The organism is Paenibacillus polymyxa (genome assembly GCF_018614975.1).
GTDB lineage: Bacteria > Bacillota > Bacilli > Paenibacillales > Paenibacillaceae > Paenibacillus > Paenibacillus polymyxa_E.
The window spans coordinates 405,396-429,940 of the sequence record NZ_JAGGNR010000011.1; the positions used below are offsets into that span (position 1 = coordinate 405,396).

At 46.5% G+C, this 24,545-nt stretch carries 25 protein-coding genes; 18 read left to right on the top strand and 7 right to left on the bottom strand.

Going from position 1 to position 24,545, the window contains the following annotated elements:
• Positions 1-17: 17 nt before the first annotated feature.
• Entirely contained in the window at positions 18-251 is a 234-nt protein-coding gene (locus J7E78_RS10440) for a DUF2249 domain-containing protein (RefSeq protein ID WP_036613358.1), read from the bottom strand.
• A gap of 321 nt (positions 252-572) precedes the next feature.
• Between J7E78_RS10440 and moaA the strand changes: the two genes are divergently transcribed.
• The 6 genes from moaA to J7E78_RS10470 are packed head-to-tail and all read left to right on the top strand — an operon-like array spanning position 573 to position 9,753.
• A complete protein-coding gene (gene moaA, locus J7E78_RS10445) occupies positions 573-1,574 on the top strand; it encodes a GTP 3',8-cyclase MoaA (protein ID WP_215076086.1) in 1,002 nt (333 codons plus the stop codon).
• Positions 1,575-1,630: 56 nt separating this feature from the next.
• Positions 1,631-5,383 (top strand): nitrate reductase subunit alpha, encoded by a 3,753-nt coding sequence (locus J7E78_RS10450; protein WP_285229358.1) that lies wholly within the window; start codon positions 1,631-1,633, stop codon positions 5,381-5,383.
• Positions 5,373-6,842 carry a nitrate reductase subunit beta gene (narH, locus tag J7E78_RS10455; protein WP_215076087.1) on the top strand — a complete coding sequence of 490 codons (1,470 nt, stop codon included), beginning with the start codon at positions 5,373-5,375 and terminating at the stop codon, positions 6,840-6,842. Before J7E78_RS10450 ends, narH begins: the two co-directional genes overlap by 11 nt.
• The gene (gene narJ, locus J7E78_RS10460) at positions 6,827-7,519 is read left to right on the top strand and encodes a nitrate reductase molybdenum cofactor assembly chaperone (protein WP_215076088.1); all 693 of its coding nucleotides are present in this window, start codon (positions 6,827-6,829) and stop codon (positions 7,517-7,519) included. The genes narH and narJ overlap by 16 nt, the downstream gene beginning before the upstream one ends.
• The gene (gene narI, locus J7E78_RS10465; RefSeq protein WP_215076089.1) at positions 7,516-8,241 is read left to right on the top strand and encodes a respiratory nitrate reductase subunit gamma; all 726 of its coding nucleotides are present in this window, start codon (positions 7,516-7,518) and stop codon (positions 8,239-8,241) included. The genes narJ and narI overlap by 4 nt, the downstream gene beginning before the upstream one ends.
• A complete protein-coding gene (locus J7E78_RS10470; protein WP_215076090.1) occupies positions 8,242-9,753 on the top strand; it encodes a nitrate/nitrite transporter in 1,512 nt (503 codons plus the stop codon).
• Positions 9,754-9,876: 123 nt separating this feature from the next.
• Here J7E78_RS10470 and J7E78_RS10475 read toward each other — a convergent pair whose 3' ends face one another.
• Positions 9,877-10,578 (bottom strand): Crp/Fnr family transcriptional regulator, encoded by a 702-nt coding sequence (locus J7E78_RS10475; RefSeq protein WP_215076091.1) that lies wholly within the window; start codon positions 10,576-10,578, stop codon positions 9,877-9,879.
• Between the two features lie 71 nt (positions 10,579-10,649).
• Between J7E78_RS10475 and J7E78_RS10480 the strand changes: the two genes are divergently transcribed.
• On the top strand, positions 10,650-11,372 hold the full coding sequence (locus J7E78_RS10480; RefSeq protein WP_215076092.1) for a YwiC-like family protein: 723 nt from the start codon (positions 10,650-10,652) through the stop codon (positions 11,370-11,372).
• A 138-nt stretch (positions 11,373-11,510) separates the two neighbouring features.
• Positions 11,511-12,233 carry a ZIP family metal transporter gene (locus J7E78_RS10485; RefSeq protein WP_215076093.1) on the top strand — a complete coding sequence of 241 codons (723 nt, stop codon included), beginning with the start codon at positions 11,511-11,513 and terminating at the stop codon, positions 12,231-12,233.
• A gap of 89 nt (positions 12,234-12,322) precedes the next feature.
• Here J7E78_RS10485 and J7E78_RS10490 read toward each other — a convergent pair whose 3' ends face one another.
• The 3 genes from J7E78_RS10490 to J7E78_RS10500 all read right to left on the bottom strand — a co-directional run bounded on the left by J7E78_RS10490 (position 12,323) and on the right by J7E78_RS10500 (position 14,664).
• Positions 12,323-12,748: a YlbF/YmcA family competence regulator gene (locus J7E78_RS10490; protein WP_215076094.1), complete on the bottom strand. Its 426-nt coding sequence runs from the start codon at positions 12,746-12,748 to the stop codon at positions 12,323-12,325.
• Between the two features lie 190 nt (positions 12,749-12,938).
• Positions 12,939-13,625 (bottom strand): Crp/Fnr family transcriptional regulator, encoded by a 687-nt coding sequence (locus J7E78_RS10495; protein ID WP_215076095.1) that lies wholly within the window; start codon positions 13,623-13,625, stop codon positions 12,939-12,941.
• A 49-nt stretch (positions 13,626-13,674) separates the two neighbouring features.
• Entirely contained in the window at positions 13,675-14,664 is a 990-nt protein-coding gene (locus tag J7E78_RS10500) for a multicopper oxidase domain-containing protein (protein ID WP_215076096.1), read from the bottom strand.
• Between the two features lie 276 nt (positions 14,665-14,940).
• Here J7E78_RS10500 and J7E78_RS10505 point away from each other — a divergent pair, with 276 nt between their 5' ends.
• The 7 genes from J7E78_RS10505 (at position 14,941) to J7E78_RS10535 (ending at position 19,855) form a co-directional block, all read left to right on the top strand.
• Complete coding sequence (locus J7E78_RS10505) at positions 14,941-15,549, top strand: hypothetical protein (protein WP_215076097.1); 609 nt, start codon at positions 14,941-14,943, stop codon at positions 15,547-15,549.
• Between the two features lie 46 nt (positions 15,550-15,595).
• The gene (locus J7E78_RS10510) at positions 15,596-16,249 is read left to right on the top strand and encodes a hypothetical protein (RefSeq protein ID WP_215076098.1); all 654 of its coding nucleotides are present in this window, start codon (positions 15,596-15,598) and stop codon (positions 16,247-16,249) included.
• A complete protein-coding gene (locus J7E78_RS10515; protein ID WP_215076099.1) occupies positions 16,246-16,806 on the top strand; it encodes a hypothetical protein in 561 nt (186 codons plus the stop codon). Before J7E78_RS10510 ends, J7E78_RS10515 begins: the two co-directional genes overlap by 4 nt.
• Positions 16,807-16,850: 44 nt before the next feature.
• A complete protein-coding gene (locus J7E78_RS10520) occupies positions 16,851-17,585 on the top strand; it encodes an SMI1/KNR4 family protein (RefSeq protein ID WP_215076100.1) in 735 nt (244 codons plus the stop codon).
• A 31-nt stretch (positions 17,586-17,616) separates the two neighbouring features.
• On the top strand, positions 17,617-18,774 hold the full coding sequence (locus J7E78_RS10525) for a hypothetical protein (protein ID WP_215076101.1): 1,158 nt from the start codon (positions 17,617-17,619) through the stop codon (positions 18,772-18,774).
• 32 nt (positions 18,775-18,806) lie between these two features.
• On the top strand, positions 18,807-19,154 hold the full coding sequence (locus tag J7E78_RS10530) for a hypothetical protein (RefSeq protein ID WP_311516978.1): 348 nt from the start codon (positions 18,807-18,809) through the stop codon (positions 19,152-19,154).
• A gap of 95 nt (positions 19,155-19,249) precedes the next feature.
• Positions 19,250-19,855 (top strand): SMI1/KNR4 family protein, encoded by a 606-nt coding sequence (locus tag J7E78_RS10535; protein WP_251034935.1) that lies wholly within the window; start codon positions 19,250-19,252, stop codon positions 19,853-19,855.
• A 95-nt stretch (positions 19,856-19,950) separates the two neighbouring features.
• Here J7E78_RS10535 and J7E78_RS10540 read toward each other — a convergent pair whose 3' ends face one another.
• Positions 19,951-20,271 (bottom strand): hypothetical protein, encoded by a 321-nt coding sequence (locus tag J7E78_RS10540; RefSeq protein ID WP_215076102.1) that lies wholly within the window; start codon positions 20,269-20,271, stop codon positions 19,951-19,953.
• Between the two features lie 108 nt (positions 20,272-20,379).
• On the opposite strand from J7E78_RS10540, the gene J7E78_RS10545 reads away from it, so the two are divergent.
• Together J7E78_RS10545 and J7E78_RS10550 are read left to right on the top strand one after the other, a co-directional pair.
• Positions 20,380-21,429 carry a leucine-rich repeat domain-containing protein gene (locus J7E78_RS10545; protein ID WP_215076103.1) on the top strand — a complete coding sequence of 350 codons (1,050 nt, stop codon included), beginning with the start codon at positions 20,380-20,382 and terminating at the stop codon, positions 21,427-21,429.
• Positions 21,430-21,581: 152 nt separating this feature from the next.
• Positions 21,582-22,403 carry a cupin domain-containing protein gene (locus J7E78_RS10550; protein WP_215076104.1) on the top strand — a complete coding sequence of 274 codons (822 nt, stop codon included), beginning with the start codon at positions 21,582-21,584 and terminating at the stop codon, positions 22,401-22,403.
• A 223-nt stretch (positions 22,404-22,626) separates the two neighbouring features.
• On the opposite strand, the gene J7E78_RS10555 is transcribed toward J7E78_RS10550, so the two are convergent.
• On the bottom strand, positions 22,627-23,673 hold the full coding sequence (locus J7E78_RS10555; RefSeq protein ID WP_215076105.1) for a Rieske 2Fe-2S domain-containing protein: 1,047 nt from the start codon (positions 23,671-23,673) through the stop codon (positions 22,627-22,629).
• Between the two features lie 406 nt (positions 23,674-24,079).
• Between J7E78_RS10555 and J7E78_RS10560 the strand changes: the two genes are divergently transcribed.
• Positions 24,080-24,526, top strand: coding sequence for a carboxymuconolactone decarboxylase family protein (locus tag J7E78_RS10560; protein WP_215076106.1), 447 nt, complete (start codon positions 24,080-24,082; stop codon positions 24,524-24,526).
• Positions 24,527-24,545 lie beyond the last annotated feature (19 nt).

The window sequence follows — 24,545 nt, forward strand, 5'->3', positions numbered from 1 at the left end:
AGCGGTTCAGCTCCAATCTATAATTTGCTGATTTTGACCTGAAAGGTTGTAGGACCCTGCTCAATATACTCCCAGTTGAAGCCATCAGGATGTGTGGACTGGAATTGGAATCGAAGTGGCTTAGGATCGTGATCGTTAATAAGCAGCATGGATTCCTGTGGTTGCAACTGATCAAACGTTTCGAAAATAACTTTATGTTTCAAATGCGGTGGATACTCCGTGGCATTGATGGTTGCTGCGTATGTGTTCATGTGTCATTCCTCCAAATAGGGATAGTGTGGTGTTGCAATTTGATTATAGAAAACGTGAAGAGGGGTCTGTGTGAGCCTGCTCACACATTTTCTTTTTCCATAATTTTGCCTTATTTAGACCAGAATCCTGTTTGGAAAAGGGTTGCGGAGCATATATAGATGTGCAACTATGCGCTATGTTTCACTTCTTGTGATATTTTGCACAGTTCGCTGATCGAGACATCCTTATATTTAGCGTCAAGATGACACTAGATGAGAGGAAGAGCAGGTTCCTCCTTCGGCTGATGTTAAGACAGCACCCTAGAGAAGGGAGGTACGTGTATGGAATCAAAATTAATGGACCCGTTTGGAAGAGTGCATGATTATTTAAGAATCTCGGTTACGGATCGCTGTAATCTCCGCTGTGTGTATTGCATGCCGGAGGAAGGAATGCAGTTTGAACCGACAGAACGCATCCTGTCCTATGAAGAAATCACGTCCATCGTTAAGGCGCTTGCTCCATTGGGCATTCGGAAATTGCGTTTGACCGGAGGGGAGCCTCTTGTTCGCAAGGGGCTGGATCAACTAATTGCGAGTTTATCCGCTATTCCCGGAATTGAGGACATCGCATTGACAACCAATGGCATCTATTTAGCAGCTTATGCGGATCTGCTGAAGGCTGCCGGGTTAACCCGCGTGAACATAAGCCTGGATTCTTTGAAACCAGAACGATTCGCAAGCATTACTCGAGGCGGTAAGGTGCAGCGTGTGTTGGAAGGCATTAAGGCAAGCCAAAAGGCCGGATTTCATCCGATCAAGCTGAACGTGGTGCTGATGAAAGGCGTGAACGACGATGAGGTGGAAGATTTCCTGCGGATGACTCGGGATGAACCCATTCATATTCGTTTTATTGAGTACATGCCCATAGGTGAGAGTGGTGATGGCTGGAGATCAGGATATATGCCACTCGAACATGTGCTGGAAACCTGTGGAGCATCATGGAACTACGAAAGCTGTGGTGAAGTATACGGCAATGGTCCCGCAGATAGTTACCGCATTAAGGGAGCTGCTGGAACCTTTGGTCTGATCCATCCGGTCAGCAGTCATTTCTGCGGAAATTGCAATCGGCTCAGGCTGACGGCAGACGGAAATATCAAACCTTGTCTCTACTGGTCGGATGAGTTCAATGTTCGTCCACTCGTAGGTGATGACAAGGCGGTGCAGGATTTATTTTATAAGGCGCTTGGAGCCAAACCTGAAACACATGACATGTTAAAAGCCTTAAACGGGCAACAGATCGACGGCACGCCAACGCTGCGACACATGTCGCAAATCGGAGGTTAGCAACAGCAGTTCAGGATTCGACTTTCATCAAAGGTCATATATGTGGGAGGACAACAATGAGTAACAAAAGCATGCCCTGGATGGGCAAACTCAAATATTTTGCCAAACGTGAAAAAAGTGCGGAGGGCTGGAGTGAAATGTCCCCGGTTAATCGGGACTGGGAAGATGTCTATCGCCGCCGCTGGCAGCATGACAAAGTGGTGCGTTCCACACATGGTGTTAACTGTACGGGATCATGTAGTTGGCAGATCTATGTAAAGGACGGCATTGTAACCTGGGAAACGCAGGCTACCGACTATCCTTCAACCGGACCGGATATGCCGGAATTTGAGCCACGTGGATGTCCACGTGGAGCAAGCTTTTCATGGTATCTGTACAGCCCGCTGCGTGTCAAACATCCTTACGTACGTGGTGCATTGCTGGATATGTGGCGTGAAGCACTTCAGGTACACGGTGATCCGGTACAAGCGTGGTCGAGCATATCGGATGATCCTGCGAAAGTGAAAAGATACAAATCGGTACGTGGTAAAGGTGGATTAATTCGCGCGTCATGGGGTGAAGTGACACAGATTATTGCCGCTTCGCTGATTCATACGATCAAAGAATACGGACCAGACCGGATTATTGGTTTCTCTCCGATTCCTGCCATGTCGATGGTCAGTTATGCAACAGGGTCACGGTTCTTGTCCTTAATGGGATCACCATTGCTCAGTTTCTACGACTGGTATGCGGATCTGCCGCCGGCTTCACCTCAGATCTGGGGCGATCAAACGGATGTGCCGGAGAGCAGTGACTGGTACAACTCGGGATACATTCTGGTATGGGGCTCGAATCTGCCAATGACGCGGACACCGGATGCCCACTTCCTGGCTGAAGCACGTTATCGGGGAACAAAAGTGGTGTCAATCAGCCCGGACTATGCGGAATATGTGAAATTCGCAGATACGTGGATGTCGGTAAAACAAGGGACGGACGGCGCTCTGGCGATGGCTATGGGCCATGTCATCCTGAAAGAGTTTTATATTGAAAAGCCTACGGACTATTTCATGCAATATGCCAAACAGTATACGGACTTTCCAAATCTGCTGATTGTGGAAGAAAAGGACGGCATACACACAGCAGGCAGATTTCTCGTTGGGGAAGACCTGGGTATCACGGGCAACAACATGGCATGGAAAACGCTGGTATACGATGAGAACAGTGGAACCTATGCGATGCCAAAAGGAAGTTTGGGCTTCCGTTGGGGTGAAGAAGGCACATGGAATCTCAAAATGGAACAGGTGGAGAATGGTGAGCCAATTGATCCAAGATTATCCATGCTTGGTGTTCATCATGACCTCGTAACCATTCAACTGCCGTACTTTGATGATGAGGGAAAACATGTCATGCAGCGGCAGATTCCTGTACGCCAGATCTGGCTGGGGGACAGATGGATTACAGTAACAGCCGTATACGATCTGGTACTTGCCAAATACGGAATTGAACGTGAAATGACACGTTCTGCGGATTCAGCAGAAGTAGTCACTGGTGCGGAGCAGTTGAGTGTACGTGTTAACCGTGGAAACGACATCTTGCATGAACCACAAGTAAAACCATTTACTCCAGCGTGGCAAGAGAAAATCACTGGCGTGGATCAAGAGACTGTCGTACAGATTGCACGTGAGTTTGCACAAAATGCGATCGACACCAAAGGTCGGTCCATGATCATTATGGGAGCCGGTATTAATCACTGGTACAACTCCGATGTCATCTACCGCGCCATTATCAATCTAATACTGATGACAGGCTGTCAGGGTGTGAACGGCGGAGGCTGGGCCCACTATGTCGGTCAGGAGAAACTGCGTCCAGCTGAAGGCTGGCAGACGATTGCCTTTGCTCGTGACTGGACCGGACCTGCACGTCTGCAGAACGGAACATCCTTCTTCTACTTTGCAACAGATCAATGGAGATACGAGGAGACCCAAGTAGGAGAGTTGACTTCAGCGCTTGAGGGTGAACCGCGGTTCCAGCATGTGGCTGATTATAATGTCATGGCTGCACGTATGGGCTGGCTTCCATCCTATCCACAATTCAATCGAAACTCGATTGATCTGCATCAGGATGCATTGCAGGCCGGAGCAACGACGAAGGAAGAGATTAGTGCTTATGTTGCTTCCGAGTTACAGAACAAAAATCTGAAGTTCTCGATCGAGCAACCGGATGATCCGGCGAACTTCCCACGTGTGTTATTTGTCTGGAGAGCAAATCTGATCTCAAGTTCCGGCAAAGGACATGAGTATTTCCTGAAACATTTGCTCGGTGCAACGAACGGATTGCTGAACGATGACGATCATGGACTGCGCCCGGAGCATGTGGAGTGGGTTGATGAGGCACCGGAAGGCAAGCTTGATCTGATGATCAATATGGATTTCCGTATGGCAGGAACAGCGATGTATTCCGATATTGTGTTGCCAGCAGCAACCTGGTATGAGAAAAGCGATCTGAGCAGTACGGATATGCATCCGTTCGTTCATCCATTCAACCCGGCGGTAGCCACGCAGTGGGAATCTCGTTCGGACTGGGATACCTTCAAGGAAATCGCACGTGTATTCTCCGAGATGGCTGCGCAGCAATTCGATGGTCCACAGAAGGAGATCATAGCTACACCGCTGTTGCATGATTCACCGGATGAGCTTGCTCAACCGTACGGAGAGATCAAAGACTGGAGTGCGGGAGAATGTGAAGCAATTCCGGGTAAAACGATGCCGCATATTCAGGTGGTGGAACGCGACTATGCTGCCGTATATAACAAAATGATCAGTCTTGGACCTGTTGTAAGAGATAAACCTATTGGTACCAAAGGCATATCATGGTTTGCCAGTGAAGAGTATGAAAAACTCAAGGATATTCTGGGCGTGAACCGTAAAGATGGTGTTGGACAAGGATGTCCTGATCTGAGCACAGACCGTAATGTTGCGGAGGCTATTCTGACTTTGTCATCAACAACGAACGGCAAGATGGCTGTACGTGCATGGGAAGCACTTGAGAAGAAAACTGCGTTGCATCTGAAAGATTTGGCCGAGGAACGGTCTGAGGAATGTTTTACGTTTGACGAGATTACTTCGAGACCGAAAACGGTCATTACCTCGCCTGCATTCAGCGGATCGGAAAAAGGTGGACGTCGATATTCGCCATTCACCACCAATGTGGAACGCCTGATTCCATGGCGTACATTGACGGGTAGACAGCAGTTCTACATTGATCATGCGATGCTCCGCGAATTTGGTGAGACATTAGCGACATTTAAACCTGTGCTGAAGCATACGCCATTCCATCCAAACAGCAAACGTCCGATTGAGGGCGGCAAGGAAATTGTATTGAACTATCTGACACCGCATAATAAGTGGTCGATCCACAGTATGTACTATGATGCACTGCCGATGCTGACCTTGTTCCGGGGTGGCCCAACGATCTGGATGAACCATGAGGATGCGGAAGAAGCTGGACTGGTCGATAATGACTGGATCGAATGCTTCAACCGTAACGGAGTTGTGGTTGCGAGAGCAGTCGTAACGCACCGTATTCCTCGTGGCATGGCATTCATGTATCACGCTCAGGACCGTCACATTAATGTTCCGGGCACCAAAATATCACAGACACGTGGGGGTACACATAACAGTCCGACACGTATTCATGTGAAGCCGACACATATGATTGGTGGTTATGCCCAGTTAAGTTATGGCTTCAACTACTATGGCCCGACAGGCAACCAGCGTGACCTCAACGTCATCATTAGAAAACTGCAGGAGGTGGATTGGCTTGAAGATTAAAGCACAAGTCAGCATGGTCATGAATCTGGACAAATGCATAGGGTGCCATACATGTAGTGTAACGTGCAAAAACACCTGGACTAACCGTCCAGGTGCAGAATATATGTATTGGAATAATGTAGAAACTAAACCAGGAATTGGTTATCCAAAACAGTGGGAAGATCAGGAGCGTTATCGCGGTGGCTGGGAGATGAAGAATGGCAAACTGGAATTGAAGTCCGGCACACGGGCAAGACGCTTGCTTAACATTTTCCATAACCCGGATCAACCAACGATTGATGATTATTATGAGCCATGGACATACGAGTATGAGAAACTGACGAACAGTCCGGAGAAGAAACATCAGCCTGTAGCCAGACCGAAATCCCAGATTACGGGTGAATATATGAATCTGGAGTGGGGTCCGAACTGGGAAGATGATCTGGCAGGTGCCCATATAACCGGAATGGAAGATCCCAATATGAAGGGGGTCGAAGATTCAATTAAAATGGATTTTGAACAGGTATTTATGATGTACCTGCCACGGATCTGTGAACATTGTCTTAACCCGGCCTGTGTATCCTCCTGTCCTTCTGGAGCGATGTACAAACGTGAAGAAGACGGGATCGTACTGGTCGACCAAAATGCATGCCGTGCATGGAGATTCTGTGTATCAAGTTGCCCGTACAAAAAAGTCTACTTCAACTGGCAGACGAACAAAGCCGAGAAGTGTACCCTTTGCTTCCCGCGGATTGAAGCAGGGCTGCCAACGATCTGTTCCGAAACTTGTGTGGGACGTATCCGTTATATCGGCCTGATGCTGTATGATGCAGACCGTGTAGAAGCTGCAGCTTCGGTTGAAAATGATCAGGATCTCTATGAATCCCAGATGGATATTTTCCTTGATCCAAATGACCCTGAGGTAATTCGTGAAGCACGCGAGGCAGGAATCCCTGAGGATTGGATTATTGCAGCGCAGCAGTCGCCCATTTACAAAATGGTTATCGACTGGAAAATTGCACTCCCGCTTCACCCTGAATACCGCACCATGCCAATGGTATGGTATATTCCGCCGCTTAGCCCGATCACGAACCGGGTAGAGGGACAGGGAAGTTCGCTGGAAGCCAATGATATATTTCCGGCGATTGATAACATGCGTATTCCAGTGGAATATCTGGCCAATCTGCTTACGGCAGGAGATACGGATCGAATCCGTGAAGTGCTGCGAAAAATGGCCGTTATGCGCATTCACATGCGTAATCAGCAGACTGGAAAGACCAGTGAGTCGGCATTGTTAGAAAGAGTAGGCATGGAGGCTCAGGAAGTGGAAGACATGTATCGTCTGCTCGCCATTGCGAAATACAATGATCGTTTTGTAATCCCGCCAGCCCACCGCGAGGAAGTAGAAGATCTCTTCAGTGAACAGGGCAGCTGCGGACTTGATTTTGCAGGTGGTCCAGGTTCTTGCGGGGTATTCTGATGGGAGAGGAGACAACGACAACGATGACGATCGATACCAATGAAGGAACACACCCTATGGTTTATGGAACGGATAAGGCAAGAATGGTCTGTAAGCTGATCTCTTATCTGTTGCAATATCCCGATACAGAGTGGAGGGAGGGACTGCCGGGTGTTCAGGAAGCTATACGGTCCATTTCCGATGAGACGGTGAACCAGATCCTGTTGATGTTTGTAGAAGAAGTACAGGCTGTAAGCTCGATTGAGTGGCAGGACTCCTATGTTCGCACATTCGATTTTGATAAAAAGTGTAACCTCTATCTCACGTATGCTCTTCATGGCGATGAGCGGGATCGGGGCCCGGCTCTGATTGAATTGAAACGCAGATATGAAGCTGCGGGATTTTATATGGAAGTAAGTGAGTTGCCAGATTACCTGCCTATGGTACTTGAATTTGTAGCTGAGGCTCCCGAGGAAGATGCCTTGGGTGTGCTCTCCAGCTGCCATAAGGCTCTGGTCACGATGACCGAAAGTATCACGGGAAAGAACAGCCCATATGGACCATTGCTCAGTCTGATGTTACAGGTCATTCCTGAGCCTCCTGCCCCTGATATACCAGAACAATTGGAAGCAGTTAACCAACAACAACCTGAAGAGCTTATGCAGATCGCAGCTCAGATGAGGAGGGGGAATCGGTGAGTACACTGGAACTGTTGTTATGGGGCGCTCTCCCTTATATGGTCATTGTTTTCTGTATTACGGCGACGATCTGGAGATATTTGACGAACCCCTTCAGCTGGACGTCCAAGTCCAGTGAGATGATGGAGAAACGTATGCTGAGATGGGGAAGCCTGCTCTTCCACATCGGAATATTCGCTGTAATCTGTGGACATATTGCCGGTTTGCTTGTACCGGTGGAATTCTATCGCTGGATTGGCCTAAGTGATGGAGGATATCACTTGATGGCTATTGCAGGAGGACTGCCTGCAGGCATCATTGCATTTGCAGGTGCAGTCATTCTGTTGGTACGCCGATATGTTGTTCGAAGAGTACGGGCAACGAGTAGCATCGGGGATTGGCTGGCACTCGCCATGCTAATTATTGTCATTGTAACCGGAATACTGGCGACCTCGGCCAATGCGGTGAATCACAGTGGATTTGACTATCGAACAACAATTAATCCGTGGTTGCGCGGTCTGATCGTATTCCAGCCTGATCCGGTTCTGATGCAGACGGTACCCATGAACTTCAAAGTACACATCCTGCTCACCTTTGTACTGTACTGCGTGTTTCCATTTACACGTCTGGTTCACATGCTTAGTATGCCGCTGGGTTATCTGAAACGCAGTTATGTGTTGTATCGGAGAAGAGATGGATCTGTGTATCCGAATCAAGAACAAAAAAAGGAAAGGGCGATGTAAATGCAACATAAAGGAAAGGTTCAACTGCCCTTGCAAACTGTAAGTCTGGTTCTTGGTTTCATGGTATGGGTTATCCTCTCATCTCTGATGCCATTTATTAAAGAGGATATTGCGCTTACGTCTTCACAGCTTGCATGGGCGACAGCGATTCCCGTATTGATCGGGTCGATTGCCCGTATTCCGATTGGTTATTGGACGAATCGATATGGAGCACGTAATATTTTCATGATCAGCTTTGTCCTGCTGCTGGCCCCTGTATGGTGGATTAGCCGTGCAACGTCGTTCAGCGATCTGGTGATTGGTGGACTGTTCCTCGGTATTGGTGGAGCTGTCTTCTCGGTCGGTGTAACTTCACTGCCCAAATATTATCCGAAAGAGCAACATGGATTTGTTAACGGGATCTACGGAATTGGTAACCTGGGGACAGCACTGTCTGCATTCGGAGCCCCGCTGATTGCTGATCGTATGGGGTGGTCTACGACGGTTCTGCTCTACAGTATTCTACTACTAGGGATGGCAGCGCTAAATTTTGCTTTGGGGGACAAAAAGGAAACTCGTGTTAATGTTCCGCTCATGCAACAACTGAAGGCCATATCACACAACAATAAACTATGGTTGCTCTGCCTGTTTTATTTTCTGACATTTGGCTCGTTCGTTGCATTTACGGTATACTTGCCGAACTTCCTGGTTACGAACTTCCAGTTGGACAAAGTCGATGCAGGTATACGTACAGCGGGATTTATTCTCGTTGCTACCATCATGCGGCCTATCGGAGGATGGCTTGGAGATCGATTTAATCCGTTCAAAATATTAATGTTTGTTTTCGGCGGATTAACGATTGCAGCTATTGTATTATCTTTCGCGCCGTCATTCTATATCTACACCATTGGGTGCCTGACTGTTGCATTGTGCGCAGGGACTGGTAACGGTACTATTTTCAAATTAGTGCCGATGTATTTCGTCAAACAACCAGGTGTAGCGAATGGTATGATCTCGGCTATGGGGGGGCTAGGCGGATTCTTTCCTCCACTGATGCTGACTTTGTTGTACAGCATTACAGGTCATTATGCGATTGGTTTCATGGCGTTATCCCAGATCGCGTTGGTCAGTCTGGTACTCGTGATCTGGATGTTCTACCAGGAGAAGCTTCAGTTATCTGCCAGCATTCTGGAGAATACCATTGAAGCGATTCTGATCACCGATACGAACAGTGTTATTACTTCCGTGAACCCGGCTTTTACGGCGGTCACTGGTTATAGTGCCGAAGAAGCAGTTGGACAGAAGCCAAGCTTACTGAAATCCGGCAAGCAGGATAAACCCTTCTATGACCAATTATGGATGGAATTACGTGAAAAAGGATATTGGCAGGGCGAGATTTGGAATCGGAAGAAAAACGGAGAGATCTATCAGGAATGGCTGAGTATTACGGCAATCCGTAACGAAGCCGGCGAAGTCAAATATTATGCGGCCATGTTCAGTGATATGGGCAGGCCAGAGCTCACAATAGCCTGATACATGTATCAGTAATTGTGTATACAGCAAGAGACCTTAACATCGATTGCAGGCGTTAAGGTCTCTTTTTGCACATCCGGAATGGTGTAAGGGTTTGGGGTAAACACCAGTTGATCTGGATGGTCACGCATCCCTTTGTTGCTTCAATGCTTGCAAGTCAAGAATGATGATCCGACTGCGATCGACTTCAATCAGATGTTCTTTGGTGAGCTGGTTTAACAGTCGATTCGCTGTTTCCCTTGTTGTTCCGATAGAGTTGGCGAACTCCTGGTGTGTCATGGGCAGGTTAATGATAATTTGGTCTTCATGCGTCTGTCCGTGCTGCTCTGCGAGCATAAGAAGGAAAGAGAGCACACGGTTGCGCACATCCTGACCAGAGAGCACCTGCAATTTGTCCTGTAGTTCACGTATTTTGTCTCCGAGTACACGCATAATTTTGATTGCAATCGATGGGGTACTCAGCATTAATCGTTCGAACAATCTGACAGGTATGGCCAGTAGTTCGGTAGGCGTAATCGCTTCAGCGGTAGCCGGGTAGGGGTGCGCGTTAAAAAAGCCGGTATGCGGGAACATATCTCCTGTTTTGAGGAAAGAGACAATCTGTTCATGTCCATTCTCATCGGTTTTGTAAGCTTTTACAATGCCGGTACGAATGAAAAAGACAGCTTCTTTTTCGCTACCTTCGCTAAAAATGACCGTTTTCTTGTGAATACTTCTGGAAATGGCGATATCTTCGACTTGCTTCAATTCCTCGGGGCTAAGGTCCTGGAAGATGGGGAACTGTTGTAGAAACTCCGCTGCTGTATCTTTGTTTACCCTGCTCATGAGAATCTTTCCTCTCTGTGTTCATATTTCTGAACTTCGACATCATTCAATCCTAGGAGGTTAACTGTGAAGTGAAAACCAATACAATCGTTATCCCTCATGAACATGGCGGCTGGGCCATGGTTAGTGTACCTTTTCTGGTAGGTGTGATTGCAAGTGGTCCGCACTGGTTACATGTGCCCTTATTTGTAGCCTGGCTTGGACTATATCTAACCGCGTATCCCTTACTGCAGTCTTTGAAAAGAAATGCCAACCGACATCGCCTATACAAGTGGGCTGCAATCTACGGTACAGTGGCTCTAATCTGTCTGATCCCACCCGTTCTGGGTCAGACCTCGCTGTTATTCTTCGGCCCTGTGCTGGGTGGACTCTTACTTGTGAACATCTGGCATGTGAGACACAAAGTAGAACGCTCGCTTACCAATGACCTGTGTGCCATGCTGGTATTCTCTTTAGGGGGAGCAGCTGCTTATCTCATTGGGAGCGGGCACTGGGATTCTGGAATGGCAATCGTAGTTTTGTTTTCTTTCTTACATTTTACAGGAAGCACGTTCTTTGTGAAATCGGTCTTTCGAGAGCGAACCAATAAGCGTTGGCTGATGCTAACTCGTCTGGTACATATCCTTCTAATTCTCATACCGATCATGATCGGATACCCATGGATGTCTTTGGCGTATGTCTATTCCACTGTGCGCACCTTCATATATGCTGGCAGAACACTGCGCCCTATGAAGGTTGGTATGATCGAGATTATTGGAGCCGTGCAATTCCTGTTCTGGTCTATTCTGTTGTAATCCGCATCATTTCATCATAGCGTGATTTTTGAACACAACAGGTGATATAGATCACAACGTTATAGCATTGTTTTTAATTAGTCAGCCAAGGTTAATGGAATGATAGAACATAATTGAACTTGAGAGGGGTCGGTCCGGGTGTGGACTGCATTCATGTGGGGCGGCATCTCTGCCTCAGCGGTTGTCATTGGCGCACTCACCGCATTGTTCCTGAAAATACCGAAACGAATCATAGGCTGGATTATGGCTTTTGGGACAGGGACACTGATCGGTGCAGCTACATTTGAACTTCTTGGAGATGCGCTGAATGATGGAGGGATTATACCTACAGCCATTGGATTTACGGCGGGTGCCGTCGTGTATACCCTGTTTGACCTGCTCGTTTCTGCAAAGGGAGGGGCAGGGCGCAAACGTTCGGCAAAGTCAGAAGATTCGAATCAGAGCGGACTCGGAATCTTTGCAGGCACGGTAATGGATGCTATCCCGGAATCCATCATGCTTGGTGCCAGCTTGCTAGCCGGTAACGGTGTTAGTGTGGTCCTGGTAGTATCAATCTTTGTCAGCAACATCCCTGAAGGTCTGTCCAGTACGATTGGACTACAGGGCAAGTACAGCCGTGGCAAAATCATATTAATGTGGCTGAGTGTACTATTGATCTCCGCGCTTGCGGCTTTGGGTGGATATCTGTTTCTGGAACAGCTTCCAGAGGAGATGGGGGCAGCAATTGGTGCATTTGCAGGTGGCGGAATCATTGCTATGATCTGCTCTACCATGATGCCGGAGGCTTTCGAAGAGGGCGGACCTGTTGTGGGATTGATTGCATCCATGGGATTGCTCGTATCGCTGTTGTTGGATCTGTAAACAAGAGATTGAATTAAGCAAAAAAAGAGTATCCGAACAGAGTGACTTCTGATCGGATACTCTTTTTGCTTGTATATGTATTCAGAGGACTAGTGATTGCCGGAACAGCTTCCTCCGCACCCGCAAGCTTCCTTACCTAGTTCATTGGCTTCGGGCAGGCGGTTCAATTCCACGGATTTCGTGAAGTAGTGACTGATCTGCTGATGCAGCTGGCTGAATTCCCGCTGAGCATAGATGAACCGACGAATGAGGGGATGATCATAGAGTGCACGTTCTTCCTCTTCATACACCTGGATTTCAGATGCAAGCAATTCAATGTTCTGTCGTTCTTTCTCCTCCAGTGCCTGATGTTTCTCCATAAATTGTTCATACTGGGTTGTGGCTTGCTCATCTGCTGCAAACTGATCAATCATGTCTCGCATCTCTTTGTAGCCTTCATCTTGTAATAGCAGTGAACATAGCTCCTGCATTTTGTGCATAATGATCTGTTTGTCCAATTTAACAACCGTATTCATCGTATAAACCTCCTGTAGATCTTTTCTTAACTGTATACTGTAACGCTAAGCTTCACTGTGACGATACTCACATCCAATGTGAAATATAATACTTGTCCCAAAGCTATATAAGCTGAACTAATCATTCACACGTTAACATTGATGGGAAGGTCATTCTGCCCTCGTGGTGTTAGTGCAAATAATCTTTAGTTCAGAACGGAACCATTTCCCTAAGCTGCTCCAGTTGAAGAATAAGGATACAGTTCCCTGTAACCTGAAGCAGTCCCTGGGTCTGCATTATGGCGAGTTTGCGACTAAGTGTTTCGGGTGTGATCCCGAGTAACAGAGCCATATCTTTTTTGAAAACAGGCAAGCGGATCTCATGCTTTGCATGATTTCGGGTATGAAAATACAAAAGCAACTTGGCAATCTTCTGTTCCGTTGTCATCGCACTGAGCGAGCTGTTCCATTCATCGGTTTCACGGAGCAGCTTAGAAATGGCAAGCAGGAAATGATAAGCAAGCTTCGGATCATGTTCAAGTAATTGGTCAAAGTCATGCTTGCTGATAGAGCAGATGGCTGAAGGCTCCAGAATTTCGGCGTTCGCAGCATGTGGTTTTTGGTGTAACAGGGAATCTTGTCCAAAGAAATCACCGGGAAAAAGAAACCGGATAATATGTTCCTTGCCATTTTCATTGTATTTGGATAACTTTACACATCCCTGATGAACCACGTAAAGCGTATCTGAGCGTTCGTCCTCCTGAACGACAACTTCGCCTTTGTTATATTTGCGGGTATGCAAAAGGGAGGTCAGCAATGCAGCTTCGGCTGGATCAAGATGCTGGAACAGAGATACTTTGGAGAAACAGGCATCCTTCGCTTCATGTGCACAGATCATCGTGTAATCACCTCGAATTGTTCAGGATGGGTATAGCCATTGTCATGTTTCAGTGAGACATTGCGGGTCCACCATGATCCGTACCATCCATGGTTACACGGAGAACGGCGGAAGCACCTTTGGCTACATGATTGAACTGATGGGTTACAATCGCATAATCGCCTTCTTCGGTCACGGTGAACTCTACGACAGCTCCACCACTTGCGGGAAGCATAACCGTCTGTATTCCATACTGGATGTTACGTGGGTTCCCATCGGTATACACACGGTCCATAATCGTACCCACAACGTGGAAGGAAGAGACTTCATTGGGTCCGGCATTACTGACATAGATCCGCACCGTATCCCCTACTTTGGCTAGCAGGGGATGCTTGGTCAATCCATAATCATTGCCGTTAAATACGACATAGTCCGGTTCCCCGTTCAAAAAAGCTTCGTAATCATGCTCTTTATACCATTCACTTTGAACAAGGGTATACTCACGATCAACCAGATGATCGGAAGGGTATCCTGCCTTGGGTTCAACAATAATCATGCCGCACATACCGTTCGCGATATGGGCAAGAACCGGTTTGGTTCCACAGTGATACATGAATACACCGGGTGATGAGGTTGGGTAGGTGAACGTGCCTTCCTCGCCGGGCATAACATCTATAAATTTGCTGCTGGGAGCGGCATGTACAGCGTGAAAATCCATGGAGTGAGGCAGGCTGGAATCTTTGTTTTTTAGAGTGAACACCAAGGTATCTCCCTCGGTCACTCGCAGGACGGGTCCGGGAACGGTACCATTAAACGTCCAAGCGTTGTAGATCACGCCTTCGGAGATTTCGATATCTGTAACTTGAGCTGTCATCTCAATATATACTGTTGTGCCTTCTTTACGGATGATCGGGTCCACCGGGGCTTGACTGATGGGCGCAGGCGAGATTTCATCCTGGTGAACAGGTGGAACTGTATCGGTTGAACTACAATGAGACAGAGTGGCCGTGAAGATGGCGAAGACGAGAGAGTATTTATATACATTCAGTAAGGAGAACATAGTTGCACAACCTTTACTCAAGTGATGTTTTTCACAATCTAAAAAGCAGGTTTTCTTTCATTTCAGTAGTTATTTAGTTATAGATTACGTTATTGAGGTGGAGACAGGTGTGATGAGGCACACACTTGGGTATGTCGTATTAAGGCATTTCCAACAATCTGTCTTCAATTGTTGTGCTGAGCAACGGAGTTTCATATAATTTTAGAGAGATGGATTGGTAAATGTTGAGTATTATGACGCGGTGTGTTGTAGTTTCAGGAAAGGGGTGAATGCAGGATGAAACGTTTCGAAGATGAAGGTGCGTATAAGTATAGTTTCTATTCGGTTCTTCGACGGGGAGAGCGGATTGATGTGAAATGTCCCAAATGCGGTGGACACGCTTCGATTGATCAACGGAATGGTCAACTGGGATGGAAGTGTTACGAATGTTACGCTCAAGCTTTTGAAGAACCAGTATATCAATATAAAGCTAAGGGGAATTGTGCTGTATGTGAACGTTGGTTTAACGTGGAAGTCACAGACGAGAAGAAGACTTCTCACCGATCGACGCATGTGGAATGTCCGCACTGTAGTTCTGTAAATCAGGTTGAATTACACGCCAAGCCGACATACCAAAGGTATTTTTCCGAGATTTGTGCAGGGAAAGATCCTGTATTCGGGTTGGAATTATACTTCATGGATGATTTCAGAGGGAAAATAATATGGGCTGTGAATCGGGAGCACCTGAATTATCTCATTGCTTATGTTTCCGCAGATCTGCGTGAGAAACCTGGAAATATGCCTTTAAGAACAGCTTCACATAGTATTCCGGCTTATATTAAAGATGCGAAGAACAGGGATATGGTTGTGCGTACACTGTCGAAGCTTCAGCATAAGACTGGATGAGACTGTAAGCGAAGATGAAGCATTAAAGCTGCAAGGGAGAGAAGACATGAAACTACGAGTTAAACTTAGCATTTTTGCAATCATTCTGGGTATGTTGATGATTCCGGCTTATTTTATTTTACAGACATTTGGTGTATTTCAAAAAGAGACAGTATTATCTGACTATGCTCTCGCCGTTGATGTGAATGGCAAGTCCTATGAAGCTTGGCCGCTGATTAACAGTTTTGCAGCGATGGATAAACAAGAGGAGAACCGTCAGTTTTATTACCGGATCGACATGAGTCATCTCCAATACCTGTTTAATCTGGCCTATAAGGAGTATGATGTGAAGCCCGGCGTGGACAATCCGTATCTAGCTGGTACTGTAAACTATCAACGTACAGATCACAACTATGTGCAGACCGAGAGACAGTATGAGAACGCGAATGACTTCACAACGGTTTTGAATCTGTATGATCAGGATGGGCAGGTGATCTACACCTACGATAACACTGGCAAGGGGGATAAACAGCTTGTAGAATCCATTATTCATCAGGGAATGAGCCGTTCTACGAATGGGGGTGGCGGTGAAGCCGTGCGCGATCCTTATATCAATATTACGGCGTTATTTCGCGACAAACTAAACATTGATGTGAAATTGACAGTGGATGAGGAACACAAAGTGGTTACCATTCGAATGAACAAATCGGAGGCAAGATGATGAATGAGTACGGTGTGCAACACGGACCTGTTTATCTGGAAGGATTAACCTGGAAGCAAGAGGACATAACGTCCGATGAAGTGGAGTGGAAAGGCAAACTTCAAACGAGTGATGGACATGATAAATTCCATATTTTTTATTATGGTGACTTAACCGAAGATGATCTGATTGCCTGGCATGATTCGATACCCCTTCTTGTATATGCGGAGCATACCGTCACGGGTGAGCGTTATCTGCTCATTGATGCTGCCAAGCATGGATATGATGCCATGTTATGTGAGACCTATCCGGAAGAAGCACTACATGACAGACCCCTTCGTCCTTATCTGGATGTTGAAGGAGAGGATATCTTTGAGGTAGAGTTGACGGCCTACTACAATGTGCCTTGGGATGATGAGTTTGGCGAAGATGTAGATGAAAATGGTGCCTATGAACTGATCACGGGAGAACGCATGGATTTTGATCAGGTCAAGCGTAATGGATATGATGCCTTTGCCATTCGCATTCTGAATCGTAAAGGGGTATGGACTGAAATTGTACAGGAAGAACTGGCTTAGATCTGATCACGAATGAACCAAACTGAGATGGGAGATGTCGACTAATGTATATTGTATCCCGTGTACTTAAGCCAGTTCCAGCAGAGGAACTGGATCACTTTGAACAACAGCACGCCATCTCGCTACCTTTGTCATACCGTACCTGGATTGAACACTACGGGGAAGGTACATATACGGGATGGATGAATGTGCAGAGACCGGACCCTGAAGTGCTGAAGCCTTTTGTTGAATATAATTTTTGGATACATACGGATGATTCGCCTATAAGTCAACATCAACTTGAGCAGTGCATCTCCATCGGCAGTTCTGTAGATGGAGATTTCCTTGCTGTTCATCCGGAAGTTGAGGGACTGTTGTGGCTACCGCGTCATGATGAGAATATCACCTTATGGACATGCTCAGAGACTGAATTTGGCGAAACGCTGGACCGGATCTATTGTGGGTATTACCATCAGGATAAACCGATAACGCCACTATACTTTGAACCGTGGAATGAGCTTCGGAAACATACCTTTTACCATTTTTCAGGGACGGAACAGGGAAGCTCCATGAAGGAACTCGCCGATACATGCAAAACAGAATTTAAGTGGGACGCTGTGTTGGAGAATGAGTACATGTGCAAGATGTTCATGGTATCGATGGGAGGATATTTACGATTTAACTATGCAACAGGGAGAGAGGTTGCCCTGTTCTATGAAGAAAAGAATGGTGCGGAGGAGGCGACGGATAACGAAATCAGTTTGTTTTTGCAAGCACATCATTGCACGGCATATGAATAGGGTTAGAGTGGAGGGAGACTCCAGAAGCAGAATGAGTACTGAAGTGTTCCATATGGTGAGACAGGCCAATCTCCACGGTGACTTGGAGGTGCTCCGACGTGAGCTGCCAGCAGCGACGTGGCCACTGAATGAGGCGTTTCAGACTTCTATGCAAGCGGTCAAAGTTGCAGGTTATCTGAACGAAGAAACGTGTGTATGTAACACGGGAATCTTCACGGAGAAGGGTCAGATCTATACGATGGATCAGCACGGATGGCAGTTGATTTCTACGTATACTTTTGCAGGGTGCTCATCAGATGGATTGGACTATGCGCTTGCAGGGCCGGATGGGATTCGTGTCATCCGGCAGCCTGATCGCAGGTTGGAAGGACAGGAGTTGGCGACATATCGTTGGGAGGATATTCAAGCCCGGATACAGTCTTCCTTTCCTCGGATCGAATCGCTTGCGGACTGTGAGCATCCCGAACGGACACTTGAAGGACTTATACCTATGGATGAAGGCAGAGCACTACTTATACATTCACGATACGGGATATATCTTGTCACACAAGCCCAGGTGACCTTGCTTCATCCCGATCTCTCAGAGATCGAAGAATATGAACTAGAGGATACACAGATAGATATGGGACATGCAGCTGTATCACGGGATGGTCGATGGATTGGATATGGTAGCCAAGGAAGCAATCATATGGTGATGGACCGCCAGCTGAACAAAACATACTCTCTCTATCCAGAATCGAGCTACCCTCATTATGCAGCATTCACCAGTGATAACCAGACCGTCTGGTTCAATGCATGTCATTTCTATAACGGGGTCACGATACAGGTCCCGCTGGAATCTATTGCAGGCAACGAAACAAAGGAAGATTGGCCAGTGATGAATGAGAATGCACGTGTGTATGCAGCAGTGGAAATAGAGGCGGGCATGGTACTTGGAGATGCATACGGTTATTTGTATTGTGTGAATGACAAGGGTGAGGAAGTATGGCGTCATTTTGTAGGCAGTACGATCTATTCTCTCGCCGTATCACCAGAGCGGTCCAAACTTGCAGTAGGTACGTATGGTGGCATGTTGCATGTGCTCGATCTTCATTCGAAAGAGATGGATGAATACGGGATCGGTACAGGCACTCTTCGTGAGTTGGAGAGGTATGTGTTGTGGCGTGGAGAGGAACCTCTGCGCTGGTGAGGTAGCATTATGACCTGGTTAGGGGTGAAGGAATGGAACGTGAAGAGGCTGTAACGTTATTAAAATGTCACTCCTTTGCCTATGATGATCTGACTCAACCCAAGATGGAGAACGGTTTTATTGGAAGTTTGCGGCCTTTCCGTGGACATTTGATTGAGGAGAATTTTCATGAGTTGATGGAGGTATTGCGGGTTCTGGCACCCGAATTTGCACGGCCTTCACTTGATCGGGAAGTCATGGCATGTTTATGGGGAATTACTCACATGGCCCGTGCTTGGGCCGTTGAACCCGAGGGCATGCTCCGCAGAAACAATCTCATCTCGGACGAACAGGTGGCATTGATGGAACAATGGCTTAATTGTTATCCTACGCAGTCATGATTTTGATTGAAGGCGGCGGAGAGGAAGAAGCGTTTTGGGGATATCATCAATATGTGCAAGAAGGGAAGAAGTGAGTTAGGGGAGGTGTGGTGAGATTGGAGCCGAATGTATCACTAAACGTGCTAATGGACGAGCTAAATCGCTTGTTAGATGAGAAAATACAGGATCAAGAGATTCGGCAATTGTTCGAAGAATATCAACATCGGGAAGGTGCATCCGAGGAAAGTCTCGATTTATTCGAAAAGGAGTATGGCGTCCGGTTGCCTGGCGATTTTCGTACCTTTTATCAAGGCAAAGACGGCAGTGGTTACGGGTTGCATGTGCTGTACCCGGGTGATGCCGAGACGGGCCGATGTACACCCTTTTATCTGATGTCATTGGAAGAGATTCGAGAGACCAAACAATACTTCTGTGAAGTGGATGAGAAGCTCGAAGAGTATTATTCTGCCGAAGAAATCAGCCAATTGGACCCGGAGATCAAGCCATACCTGTTCCATAAACCATGGATTCCTTTTGCAACGATCGCGGGAGGTTCACTGTATCCGATGCTCGATTTCGATCCAACGGAGGAAGGCACGTATGGGCAGATTATTATGTACGTGCACGATCCGGACTTTGTCTATTATCTAACGCCTACCTTCACGGATCTCCTCAGCATGTCGAACCATAATCTGAAGATGATGGATGAGATCACGTATTAAATCCTGAACGATTAGACAATTCCTTCAATAATAAAGAAGCTGCCGAAGCAACTTCTTTATCTGATATGAACCAGTACTTTGAATGAGTCTAAAGATTACCACTGGAAGAAACGATGTCCGTGAAATCCTCCCCCTGGAGGTCCTCCGTGTCCACCCGGACCGCCAGATCCACCTCCGTGAGGTCCACCGGGATAGCCACCTCCTGGAAAATGACCAGGGTGTCCACCGGGGTAGCCACCGCCGGGATATCCACCATGCCACAAAGGTCCGCCGATCGGATATGGCAGTGGAACAGGAACGATGGGTGGGTATGGATAAGGATACGGGTAAGGGTACGGTGGCGGTGGTGGTGGATAATAAGGGTAAGGATAACCCGCAGGTTGCGGGGATGATGCTGAACCAGGGCCGTATGCCATGTAACAAGCCTCCAATAACTGGAATGATGATATCAGCCTATGCCACAGTGGTTTCAGATGATACAGCAGATTGAAGATTAATGAATATAGAGTCATGAGGGGGAACGTATGGTAGCCGTAGCTTTTCACACTGATCCAAGAGGAAATGCCTATGAACTGTTGATTGACGAATTGATCGAGAAGACAGATCGTTTTATGCTGGTTGACAGAAAATATGCTGAGGAAGCTACACCCGAAAGAGTTATCACAGTGTTACGGAGATTGGATCCGTATCTGATTGAAAGCAGTACGATGGAAGAAATGATGATGAAAAGTGGCGCCATGTATTCAGAGGGGATTTATTACATATATCGTTGCACGCCGGAATCAGGGCAGATCCTTAAGGAGGAAGCCAACCGCTTTCATGACTGGTTATATCCCTCAATGCCAGATGATCTATGTTTTTTGAACGAGGATGGAAGTGACTACTTCTACACTGTTGCTCATGAGAATATGTATGGCATGCATATTACAGAAGAAGAAGCGATTGAGCTAATGGAGCGAATCACTGGGTTATTTTTTAGATTAGATCGGCATCAGGACATTCATTGCTTACTGGACGATGCGATCAGGCATCAGACGGATGTGCTGAATATTAGTTCACATTACTTGAAAGAGATTCCGGAACGTATTCGGGAATTAAAGCACTTGAAACGTTTGACAATTTTTGAGCAGGATGTTTATACGCTTCCTCCAGCCCTTTTTGAATTGACATCATTGGAAGAATTGGAGATCATGACGGCGGATTTGGAAGGTATTCACCAAGACATTGGAAAATTGAAACAACTTCGAGAGCTTAGAATTTATTGCGGCAGTTCTTATCATGTTCCTACCGGGTGGAAGCCAAAGAAGAAGTCGGATCTTGGTCTGAAACATATTCCAGCCGAGATTGGTGAATTGAGTGAACTCGTAACTCTGGATATAGGGTATTCTGGTATTCGTGAGCTTCCGCCTGAACTAGAGAAACTAAAGAAACTACGTTATTTGAGTGTAACTAATGGTTTGATCGAGGGAATGCCAGACATGGTCAAGCGAATGAGTTGGCTTCAGAGTGTAAATTTGAATAGTACTCCATTAGGGATTAGTTGGGAGGACATTCCCGACGAAGCAAAATCTTAATATCAAATGAGCCCTGCTCGGGATGTCTGACTCAGGGCTCATTGGCTACTCGTTAATAACTTGGAGGAAATGGGCTCACGGATCTGGGCGCTGGGCATAAGCTGGCATATAAGTTATGACCTAAACCGAGAGCGAAGGGCAGGCGTTTTATTTTGGCAACCTCATACATGGATTACACTTTACCAACCACCCAATTTACTTACGATTTGAGCAAGAATCCGTTATTCAAGAAGGATGAGAACAACTATATTAACTCTCTTTCCATCAGGCAGTTAAACACACTGGGCAATACTTCTTTACTGGATATTTTCCTCAACACTGGCAATGTGGTTGAACCTCATATTCATCAGAATGCAACCGAGTTGGTATACTGCATCAGCGGTTCGGCAGTTGTTTCCCTCATTAATCCGTTTACGAACGAGCTGCTTCATTTCCCGATTACTCCGGGGCAGGTGGCTAACGTTCCTCAAGGCTGGTGGCATTATGAAGTGGCTACTGCAGATCATACACACTTACTCGCAATCTTTGATGCTCCGGTTCCTGAAGCGATATTTGGCTCAGACACCTTGCGACTTACACCTGCAAAACTTCTGGCTTATACGTACTGTCTGGATGAGAAAAAAGTTCAAGATGCGCTGGCTCCCATCCAAAAAACAGTGATTATTGGCCCGCCGGCAGATTGCCAGCCTTCAACTGCTCCTGCCTCTAACAATGCTCCAAATGTGAATCATCAGCCTTACGTAATGCCTAATGTACAACCCAATGTACAGCCAAACATGCAACCAAACACACAACCCAACATGCCACCAAACACGCAACCAAATATGCCACCAAATATTCAGCCCAATATGCAACCTTACGTAAACCGTCTTCCGTACTGGGGTACTTGGGTAGATCCCCGTATTATTCATGAGCCGGGCTGTCCGTATTATAGAGAGCTATCTGTGAATACGAATAATCAAGTGGAAAAATGATGGTTTATTAGGCAAGGTTTATCTAATACACAGTGGTACTTCAGTTGAATTAGGTATAGACAAAGAAGCGTCCGCAAAGGAACGCTTCTTTTTTGATTAAAGGTGTCTTCAAACCTGCTGAAAGCCGATCCATACCTGAACGTGTCCGGAGCATGGAGTGTTAACGAATCATAGACGTCCAGTGTAAATATATTCATTAGTTGAACTTATATATGATTTAAATTTACGATGTGTAATTTCGTCCCAAGCCAAGCTCCGTTAATAATTGACGATAAGCAATTGAAGTACGGTCAGCGGGAATATGGGCCTCGGCATGCAGATCCAGGGGCAGATCCTCCGGTTTCTGGGACTCGACCATCTCGCGGTCTTCTTCAAATACCTGCAAGTTGAACTTGATTGTGTCTTCAATCGGAGCGTCTTTGTCAAAGTTTCGTGTGATTGGACAGAATAAACGTGTATAACGGGCAGAGATCGGCGAAGCACAATTCAGAATATTCAGCTTGTCGTCTCCTGGGAAATGTACCGTCAGAGAAGCCGCAAAAGGCGGGAACACCCGAAACTCACGCAACCATTGGAAACCTTCTGGAGCAACCAGATCTTGCCCTTTGCCATAGTTGCTCACCGTACTCCAATACTCGGCCAGTAACTCATTACCCTCGCGTTTCACTTTGTATTGGGGCACTTCTGTATTGTTTCGGTCACCAAACGTTTCCGTATGCACATAGGCAAAATGGGATACATCGAGGAATCCCTCCATTTGCCGTCCAGAGGAACCAGCAATGTCAAAGTTGGGTGGCAAAATATTGATATAATCTGGATCATCCCATCCAGGGAAGGAGGGGATCTGTTCTTCCGTTCCCGCTAAAGTGGTCCATATTAAGCCATAACGTTCGACTGCCGGATACACGATAAGTTTGAGCTTAGGCGAGATCTTGGAACTTGGGTGCGCAGGAACTGCGGTACATGTTCCTTCACAATTATAACGAAAACCGTGATAAGGGCAGACAATCTCGCCATTTTCTACCCAGCCTTTGCTTAGCGGGGCCCCGCGGTGAAAACAAAGATCCTTGGCTACGACAATCTGATCATTACTGCGATAAAGGACCAGCTTCACATCGAGTAATTGAGCAGCCAGGGGTTTGTCTGTTACTTCGGTTGCTTGGGCTACCGGATACCAATATTGGGATAATACATGCCAGTCTTCAGCGGTGAACGTGCAGCCTCTAGGCAATTCGGACGTCACATTACGGTTTGCGTTGGAAGTTATCATATTAAACACTCCTTGCCGAGATGAATAAACGATTCTCTTATTGATGTTAGAAAAGTTTACTTGATTAGCCGTATGTTACTACTCTTTTGGTCAATGTATCAATATATCCAACCTACTTTTGGTTGAAATCACAAACAGCTTAGTGAAAACCGTACATGGATACGGAAAAATCCGGATTTTTCTCACGCCAGATGTTAATTATAGAAAAGAGAACAACCTTCAGTATGTTTTTCTATTACTGATTATGGACTCCATGAAGGTTGTCCTGTCATCAGAATCTCAGTGTGAATATTCGTTAGTTGAGCAACCATTCGTGTGGGAATAAAAAAGATTTTCGCAAAGAATGTCACAGATCCCGTCCGTCGTTTGTCTACAGTATGTAAACCAAATGACGGAGGCGAATGAAATGAATTTAAGAACCAACTACAGAGCAGTGAGTCCAGGCGCTTTTAAAGCGATGATGGCGATGGAGCAATATATATCCGGGCAATTTGAGGATAAAGTGTTATACGAGTTGTTGAAAATCCGCGTGTCCCAGATCAATGGCTGTGCCTTTTGTCTCGATATGCATGCCAAAGATCTGATGAAACTGGGAGATTATGCGGATCATATTCTCCTGCTGAGTGTGTGGCGTGAAGTGGCTTTCTTCACGGATCAAGAACGTGTTATGCTGGAGCTTGCTGAAGCGGTGACCCGAATCTCGGAGCACGGTGTACCCCTTGCGTTGTACGATAAGGTTCGTGAACATTTCAGTGAATCCGAACTGGTGGATCTGATCTTGGCCATTAACACGATTAATAACTGGAACCGGATTGCGATCACAACTGGAATGTATCCGGGTTGCTTTAACTAAAAATACACGCACCATGCCA